General features: G+C 65.2%; 8 protein-coding genes. 4 read left to right on the top strand and 4 right to left on the bottom strand.

From position 1 onward, the window contains the following. The coding region (locus tag LPZ50_RS18970) for an MBL fold metallo-hydrolase (protein ID WP_230663672.1) at positions 1-965 on the top strand (965 nt) is incomplete at its 5' end. 2 nt (positions 966-967) lie between these two features. Here the strand turns inward: LPZ50_RS18970 and LPZ50_RS18965 are convergent. Then, a complete protein-coding gene (locus tag LPZ50_RS18965) occupies positions 968-1,843 on the bottom strand; it encodes a dienelactone hydrolase family protein (RefSeq protein ID WP_230663668.1) in 876 nt (291 codons plus the stop codon). 84 nt (positions 1,844-1,927) lie between these two features. Beyond that, positions 1,928-2,629 (bottom strand): aquaporin Z, encoded by a 702-nt coding sequence (gene aqpZ / locus LPZ50_RS18960; RefSeq protein ID WP_230663666.1) that lies wholly within the window; start codon positions 2,627-2,629, stop codon positions 1,928-1,930. Between the two features lie 159 nt (positions 2,630-2,788). Between aqpZ and LPZ50_RS18955 the strand changes: the two genes are divergently transcribed. Beyond that, entirely contained in the window at positions 2,789-3,304 is a 516-nt protein-coding gene (locus LPZ50_RS18955) for an acyl-CoA thioesterase (protein WP_230663663.1), read from the top strand. Positions 3,305-3,506: 202 nt separating this feature from the next. Here the strand turns inward: LPZ50_RS18955 and LPZ50_RS18950 are convergent, their stop codons facing one another. Then, positions 3,507-3,959, bottom strand: coding sequence for a MarR family winged helix-turn-helix transcriptional regulator (locus LPZ50_RS18950; RefSeq protein WP_230663660.1), 453 nt, complete (start codon positions 3,957-3,959; stop codon positions 3,507-3,509). Between the two features lie 226 nt (positions 3,960-4,185). On the opposite strand from LPZ50_RS18950, the gene LPZ50_RS18945 reads away from it, so the two are divergent. Next, positions 4,186-4,650, top strand: coding sequence for a tripartite tricarboxylate transporter TctB family protein (locus tag LPZ50_RS18945; RefSeq protein ID WP_230663658.1), 465 nt, complete (start codon positions 4,186-4,188; stop codon positions 4,648-4,650). A 22-nt stretch (positions 4,651-4,672) separates the two neighbouring features. Continuing rightward, a complete protein-coding gene (locus LPZ50_RS18940) occupies positions 4,673-6,178 on the top strand; it encodes a tripartite tricarboxylate transporter permease (protein WP_230663655.1) in 1,506 nt (501 codons plus the stop codon). A gap of 194 nt (positions 6,179-6,372) precedes the next feature. On the opposite strand, the gene LPZ50_RS18935 is transcribed toward LPZ50_RS18940, so the two are convergent. Then, positions 6,373-7,490 (bottom strand): SGNH/GDSL hydrolase family protein (locus LPZ50_RS18935; RefSeq protein ID WP_230663652.1); only part of this gene is annotated, 1,118 nt, incomplete at its 5' end.

Here is a 7,490-nt window from a genome sequence, read left to right as displayed (position 1 = left end):
CGGCGTGGTGCGCGAACGCACCGGCGGGGCCCTGCCGGGCATCGTGCCGTCCAATACCTACACCACCCGCGACGGCCCAGGCTCCCGGCTTTTACCGGATGGCGGTCGGCGATTTCATCGTCACCGCGCTGTACGACGGCTACGTAGACCTGGACCCGTCCATTCTCAGCGGCGCCACCGCGCAAGACATACACAGCCTGCTGGCCAGCATGTTCGTGCCCACCGAGCCCGGCATGCAAACCGCGGTGAACGGCTATATCGTGCAGAACGGCAAGCAGGTAATTCTGGTGGATACGGGCGCGGGCCACTGCATGGGCCCCACGGCCGGCGGGCTGGCCGACAACCTGCGCGCCGCGGGCTTCCAGCCCGGCCAGGTCGACGCCGTATTGCTGACGCACCTGCACCCCGATCACGCCTGCGGGCTGCTGCAACCCGACGGCTCGGCCTTGTTTCCGAAAGCCGACGTCTACGCCGCGCGCGCCGAGGCCGATTTCTGGCTGAGCCCCACCGTGGCGGCCCAGGCTCCTGCCGATGTACAGCCCTTCTTCAAGATGTCGCGCGATTCCGTGGCGCCCTACCAGGCCGCCGGCAGGTTCCTGACCTACCAGCCCGACGACGCGCTGCTGCCCGGCGTACAGGCCGTGCCCACCCCCGGCCATACCCCGGGCCATACGTCTTATTTGTTCAGCTCCGGGCGCAACAGCCTGCTGGTGTGGGGCGACATCGTGCACAGCCATGCGGTGCAGTTCGCCAAGCCGGAAGTGGTGATCGAATTCGACGTGGACAGCGCGCAGGCCCTGGCCAGCCGCAAGAAAGTGTTCGCCGATGCGGCGCGCGACAAGCTGTGGGTGGCCGGCGCGCACCTGCCCTTCCCGGGCCTGGGCCATGTGCGCACCGACGGCACGGGATACGCCTGGGTGCCGGCGGAATATGCGCCGCTGCGCCAGCGGCCCGCCCAGCCGTAGGTTCAGCCGCCGTAGCGCTCGAACCAATCCAGCATGCGGCGCCAGGCGTCGTCGGCCGCTTCCTTGCGGTAGCTGGGGCGATAGTCGGCATGGAACCCATGAGGCGCTTCTTTATATAGGCGGATCTCGGACTGCTTGGCGGCTTCCGAGCCCTTGCCCAGCGCGGCGCGCATCTGTTCGACATCGGCCACCGGAATGCCCGCGTCGGCCTCGCCATACAAGCCCAGCACCGGCGCGCCGAGCTTGTCCACCACCTGGATGGGGTCGGCCGGCTTGATGGGGCTGGTGGTATTGCGCACATGCCCATACCAGGCGGCACCGGCGCGCAAGTCGGGGTTGTGCGCGGCATACAGCCACACAATGCGCCCGCCCCAGCAGAATCCCGTGGCCACCAGGCGTTTCGGATCGCCGCCATGCTTGGCGGCCCAGGCCGCGGTGGCATCCAGGTCGGCCATGACCTGCTCGTCGGGCACCTTGTCGATGATCTCACTGCGCAGGCGGGCGATCTCGGTGTACTTGGACGCATCGCCCTGGCGCGCGAACAGTTCGGGGGCAATGGCCAGATAGCCGGCCTTGGCCAGCCGGCGGCACACGTCCTGCATATATTCATGCACGCCGAAGATCTCGTTGATGACCAGCACGGTGGGCAGGTTGGCCTTGCCCTGCGGGGCGGCACGGTAGGCCGGCATGTTGCCCCCGGGCGCCGGGATTTGCACCGGCCCGGCATCCAGGCCATCGGATGGCGTGGTGATGGCGGTGGCGGCCGCCGCATGGCCGGTGGCCGCGGTGAAACCCGTGGCCAGGGCCGTTACGACAAAGGCGCGCCGGTCCAGCCGCAGGGGCGGCAGCAGGCTGTCGAACTGCGAATCTTGAGGCATGGAGGATCTCCTTGGGAGCAGGCCGCCCGCGCGCGGCCGAGTCCCATTATGCATCCGGCGGCATGCCCCGTCTTGCCGTTCTGATTACGTGTCTTGCCGCCCCACGCAGCGGTAGGCCAGCGCGGCCAGAATGGCGCCCGCGATGGGTGCCACCCAGAACAGCCACAGCTGCTCGATGGCCCAGCCGCCCACGAACAAGGCCGGGCCGGTCGAGCGCGCCGGGTTCACCGAGGTATTCGTGACGGGGATGCTGATCAGGTGGATGAGCGTCAGCGCCAGGCCGATGGGAATGGGGGCAAAACCCGCCGGCGCGCGCTTGTCGGTGGCGCCCAGGATCACGAACAGGAACCCGAAAGTCAGCACAACTTCGCAGACCAGCGCGGCGCCCAGGGCGTACTGGCCGGGCGAATGCTCGCCATAGCCGTTGGCCGCGAACCCGCTGGCCACCAGGTCGAAGCCCGGCTTGCCGCTGGCGATATAGGCCAGGACGGCCGCCGCCGCAATGGCGCCTATGACCTGCGCGACGATATAGGGAAGGATCTCGCGGCCGGGGAAGCGGCCCCCTACCGCCAGCCCGACGGTAACGGCTGGGTTGAAATGCCCTCCGGAAATATGGCCCACGGCATAAGCCATGGTCAGCACCGTCAGGCCGAAGGCCAGGGCCACGCCCGCGAAACCTATACCTAGTTCGGGAAACCCGGCAGCCAGCACCGCGCTTCCGCATCCCCCCAGTACCAGCCAGAAAGTGCCGATCAACTCGGCCGAGCAACGCTTGAACAACGACATGGTGACTTCCTCCAAGGAAAACCGCGATGAGCGTATCGCAACCACATCAAGCACAAAGTTAAGCCTTGCAAAGACCGCCACGAGGGGATTCCGGCCGGAAAAGCGCTGTTGTCCACGACGCAGCGATTACCATGGTGTTTTCCACTTGCCCGCCCCGCCATGCACGAAACCACAGCCAGCCACCAATTGTCGATGACCATCCTGATGACGCCGGACATGGCGAACTTCGCGGGCAACGTCCACGGCGGAACCATTCTGAAGTATCTGGACCAAGTTGCCTATGCCTGTGCCAGCCGCTATGCCGGGCAATACGTGGTCACCCTGTCGGTAGACCAGGTGATGTTCCGCCAGCCCATCCATGTCGGAGAACTGGTGACCTTCCTGGCTTCAGTGAACTACACGGGCCGCACCTCGATGGAAATCGGCATCAAGGTCATTACCGAAGACATCCGCCGCCAAGTCGTGCGCCACGCCAATAGCTGCTATTTCACGATGGTGGCGGTGGATGAGAACGGCCAGCCCACGGCGGTTCCGCCATTGACGCTGCGCACCCTGGAAGAAAAGCAGCGCCATGAAGCGGCCCTGCAGCGCCGCGAACTGCGACAGGCCATGGAAAAACACCACGAAGAAATCAAGCAGCGGGTGCAGGAACCGTCCACCGGCGGCGCCAGTTAAAGAATTTTGGCTTGCCGTTGCAGTTTCACAACGGAATGGATCGCCAATTTCTCAGGAGTTTCCCTAGTTTCTGTATTCAGATCTGTGTGCCCGACGTGACGAGCGGGACGGCCCGGCGCTGGCGCTCAATAGCCAGCCCAGGGCGCGGACGCAGGTCCGCGCATGCCCTTCCAAGGGCAGTGTCCATCAGGCGTACGTTTTCCTAACGAATTGCGGGGCCGAATTTATCCAGCAGCCTGATCAAAAGCGGGCCGATGCGGCGCAATTGTTCGAGATGGACGGCAGATAGGGCGCGCAGCTTGGCTTCGGCCAAGGGGGTCAGGGCCACCCGCACGCGGCGGCCGTCGACCGGGTCTATCGAGCGTGAAACCATATCCATGCGTTCCAGGCGGCTGACGAGTTCCACGGCGCTGTGATGCCTGATGCAGAGTTGTTCGGCCAGTTCGCCCACGCTGAGCGCCTGCGCGCCGCCACTGCCTTTGATGGTGAGCAAGGCTTGGTGCTGCTGGGGAGACAGGCCCTGCGCGTGGGCTTCCGCTTCACTGAATACAGTAAAGCGGCGCAGCGCGTGACGGAACTCGGCCAGGGTTGCGAAATCGTCCGGTTGTAACTCCCGTTTTTCGATGTCGGCGCCCCGTCTGGTTAGAGGATTCACCAACAGAATTCTAAACTACATCGTGCTACGATCCATCCCGACTTGGACTTATGCGTGCTGGCGGTGCGCTAAGTGTCCGGACGCTTGCAGAACCCTGATATGGCTCGCGCCGCCGTGCCATATTTTTTTTTATATGTTTCATGTCCAAGCCTCTTGCGTCCCACGGCACTGCGTCTCCGCCTTTCAGGCCCCCTGGGTCCGGCACGGCACAATACGGAGACCTTCTATGCAGCTACGGAACAAGCAGGACTTCTGGTCGGGGGTGATGTTCACCGCCCTCGGCATAGGATTCGCGCTGGGGGCCACCCAATACAGCATGGGCACATCCGCCCGTATGGGCCCCGGCTATTTCCCTTTCTGGCTGGGCATCTGCCTGGCCCTACTGGGCGCCTCGGTGGCGTTGGGCTCGATATCGCCCAAGGCCACGGAAACCAAGATCGACAAGTTCGATTTCAAGATCCTGTTCATCATCATCGGTTCCGTAGTCATGTTCGGGCTGTTGCTGCGCCCCCTGGGCCTGTACGCCTCGCTGTTCCTGCTGGTGATGGCCAGCAGTACCGCCAGTTATGAATACAGCTGGAAGGTTGCACTGGCCAACGCGATTTTCCTGGTGGTGTTCTGCTGGCTGGCGTTCATCAAGGGCCTGGGATTGATCTTCCCGCTGTGGCCGTCCTTTCTGGGCATGAACTAAAACACTAGGGGAAGACACCATTATGGAATTGCTGGACAACCTCGCACTGGGTTTTTCCGTGGCGTTCACGCCGGAAAACCTGCTGTATGCCCTGCTGGGCTGCATCCTGGGCACGCTGGTAGGCGTGCTGCCGGGCCTGGGCCCCGTGCCCACCATTGCCATGCTGCTGCCGATCACGTACGTACTGCCTCCGGTGGCCGGCCTGATCATGCTGGCGGGTATTTATTACGGTACCCAGTATGGCGGGTCCACCACCGCCATTCTCGTCAACTTGCCAGGCGAGACATCAGCGGTGGTGACAGTGCTGGACGGGCACCAGATGGCGCGCAATGGGCGCGCCGGTGCGGCACTGTCGCTGGCCGCCGTCGGCTCGTTCTTCGCGGGCAGCGTCACCACGATGCTGATCGCCGCCTTCGCGCCCCCGCTGGCCGAAGTGGCCTTCAAGTTCGGCCCCGCCGAATACTTCTCGCTGATGACCCTGGGCCTGATCGGCGCCGTGGTGCTGGCCTCGGGCTCGCTGCCCAAGGCCATCTGCATGATCCTGCTGGGCCTGCTGCTGGGCATGGTGGGCACCGACGTGAACTCGGGCGTGGCCCGCTATGACTTCGGCATCCCCGAACTGCAGGACGGCATCGACTTCGCCATCGTGGCCATGGGCGTGTTCGGCTTCGCCGAAATCCTGTCCAACCTGGAACAGAAGGAAAACCGCGTCGAGCTGCAGGACAAGATCGGTTCGCTGTACCCCAACCGCCAGGAAATCCGCGAAGCCGTCCCCGCCATCGTGCGCGGCACGGCGCTGGGTTCCATGCTGGGCATCCTGCCTGGCGGCGGCTCGGTGCTGTCGGCCTTTGCTTCGTACACGCTGGAAAAGAAGCTGTCGAAAGAACCCGAACGCTTCGGCAAGGGCCACCCGGCCGGCCTGGCGGGCCCCGAATCGGCCAACAACTCCGGTGCGCAGGCTTCGTTCATTCCGCTGCTGACGCTGGGCATTCCGGGCAACGCCGTGATGGCGCTGATGGTTGGCGCCATGACCATCCACAACATCCAGCCCGGCCCGCAGGTCATGACCAGCCACCCGGATCTGTTCTGGGGCCTGATCGCGTCCATGTGGATCGGCAACCTGATGCTGGTGGTGCTGAACCTGCCGCTGATCGGCCTGTGGGTGAAGCTGCTGAAAGTGCCCTACCGCATCCTGTTCCCGGCCATTCTGGTGTTCTGCACGATCGGCGTGTATTCGCTGAACTACAACACCTTCGATATTTTCACGACGGCCATCTTCGGCGTGGTGGGATACGTGTGGTCGAAACTGAAGTGCGAAGGCGCCCCGCTGCTGCTGGGCCTGGTGCTGGGCCCCATGATGGAAGAGAACTTCCGCCGCGCCCTGCTGCTGTCGCGCGGCGACTTCTTCACCTTCGTCGAGCGCCCCCTGTCGGCATCGCTGCTGGCCGCCGCGGCCATCCTGGTGGTGCTGGTGGCCCTGCCTTCCATCCGCAAGAAGCGCCAGGAAACCTTCGTCGAAGAAGACTGACGCCATTCCCGCTCACCGTCGCCAGGCACCCGCGCCTGGCGGTGCCGCGGTGAACGTGATGCCAGACACTGCACAGTGTCTGGCATTTTTTTTGCCGCAGGACAGCCCCAAGGCAAAAAGCTGCGGTGCGCGGCCCTCGGATATCAGCCTTCAGCTTCCAGGCTCGGGGAAAACAACCTGTTGAAACTCGACAGCTAGGGCAGCAATGCCTTGATATCGACGGCGTGCGCGATGGCCCGGTAACCGGCATCGCCGGGGTGCAGGTGGTCGCCCGAATCGTAGCGGGGCAACAGCCTTGCGGGCGCCTGCGGGTCGCGCAGCAATGCATCGGTGTCCAGCACCGCATCGAACTCGCCGCTCTCGCGTATCCACGTATTCACGGCCTGCCGCAGAACGTCTTTCCGGGCGCTGTAATAGCCCGTGATGGGCGTGCCTTCCAGGGCGCCCTGGAACGGCGTCAATGTTGCGCCGATGACCCGCACGCCGCGGGCGCGGGCTTGCGCGATCAACTGGCGGTAGCCGGCGACCAGGTCCCGCAGTTCGGGCAGCGTGCCGCCCGGAACGAAGGCACTGCCCGGCCAGCTGATGTCGTTGATACCCAGCAGCACGACCACCGCGCGAACGTTCCGGTGCGCCAGCACGTCGCGGTCCAGGCGCGCCAAGGCGTTGGCGCCCATGCCGTCGCTCAGCAGCCGCGCCCCCGAGATGCCGGCGTTCAGCACCGCCACGCCTTGCGGCGCCAGCCGTTGCGCCAGGAAATCGGGCCAGCGCCGGTCGCGGCCCGGGCTGGAGCCCGCGCCATCGGTAATGGAATCGCCCAGCGCCACCACCACCGGCGCGGGTTTCGCCGTCTGCACGCGCACTTCGGCCAACAGCACATGGGCCGTCACCGTACGGGACGGCGCCAGCCTGGCCTGGCCGGTGCGGTCGCCCTGCGCCAGCCAGGTATGGCGCCGCCCTTCCCAATGAAAAGAACGCAACGGAGTGTCGCCGGGCAGGTAGGCGCTGACGGCCACCAGCCCGCGCGCCGGCACCGGCAGATCCACTGGATCGCTCAGCACCTGGCCACCTGGCGGGATCACCACGCTTTCCTGCCCGCCAAACCTCAAGATGCGCAACGTGGCCGGCTGCACGGCCGGGCCGTCCGCCATGGGCAGGCCCACGCTGGCCGCGCCGATGCGCAGCGGGGCCGGGCCATAGGCATTGGACAGTACCACCCGCAGTCTCGGCCCACCCAGGCTGACACGGGCGACCTCGCGCACCGTGACGCTCGCCAAGCGTTCGGGCACCTGGGTGGGCAGGGCAAAATCCG

Source organism: Bordetella petrii, assembly GCF_020991325.1.
Taxonomy (GTDB): Bacteria; Pseudomonadota; Gammaproteobacteria; order Burkholderiales; family Burkholderiaceae_B; genus Bordetella_A; species Bordetella_A petrii_E.
The sequence above is the reverse complement of the archived record's forward strand: the minus strand, read 5'-3'. Positions and strand labels throughout refer to the sequence as shown.

Bases quoted from the DNA above. Each gene is read 5' to 3' on its own strand.
- LPZ50_RS18965 (WP_230663668.1), bottom strand. From the start codon at position 1,843: ATGCCTCAAGATTCGCAGTTCGACAGCCTGCTGCCGCCCCTGCGGCTG.
- aqpZ (WP_230663666.1), bottom strand. From the start codon at position 2,629: ATGTCGTTGTTCAAGCGTTGCTCGGCCGAGTTGATCGGCACTTTCTGG.
- LPZ50_RS18955 (WP_230663663.1), top strand. From the start codon at position 2,789: ATGCACGAAACCACAGCCAGCCACCAATTGTCGATGACCATCCTGATG.
- LPZ50_RS18945 (WP_230663658.1), top strand. From the start codon at position 4,186: ATGCAGCTACGGAACAAGCAGGACTTCTGGTCGGGGGTGATGTTCACC.
- LPZ50_RS18940 (WP_230663655.1), top strand. From the start codon at position 4,673: ATGGAATTGCTGGACAACCTCGCACTGGGTTTTTCCGTGGCGTTCACG.